The organism is Methylacidiphilum sp. Yel (assembly GCF_004421185.1).
GTDB lineage: Bacteria > Verrucomicrobiota > Verrucomicrobiia > Methylacidiphilales > Methylacidiphilaceae > Methylacidiphilum.
The window spans coordinates 1,539-1,911 of the sequence record NZ_LXQB01000081.1 but is presented as its reverse complement, the minus strand read 5'-3'; the positions used below and the strand labels follow the sequence as shown (position 1 = coordinate 1,911).

Below are 373 nucleotides of genomic sequence, written 5' to 3'. Positions count from 1 at the left end.
CTATGGCATGATCCCCGAATTTGTGGGGAGATTTCCAGTGATTGCTACCCTTTCTGAGCTAACTGAAGATGAACTGGTTAGGATCCTGACTGAACCCAAAAACGCGATAATAAAACAGTATGTAAAACTTTTTGCCTTGGACCATATCAAGCTGACCTTTGCAAAGGAAGCCATTAGGTTTTTTGCTCAAGAAGCAAAAAAGAAAAAAACGGGAGCCCGTGCTTTAAAAAACATGATTGAAAAGATCATGCTAGATGTCATGTTTGAGCTTCCTTCTAGAACAGATATTGAAGAAGTTATTATCTCGCGTCTAGTAGCTGAAGGGAAAAAAACCCCAATTTTAAAACGAAGACAGGAAAAAGAAGCCGCCTAA

1 pseudogene is annotated in these 373 nt (G+C 39.4%); it reads left to right on the top strand.

Annotation, left to right across the window (positions count from 1 at the left end):
* Positions 1–373 (top strand): annotated as a pseudogene (locus A7Q09_RS09975) (ATP-dependent Clp protease ATP-binding subunit ClpX); the annotation flags it as partial.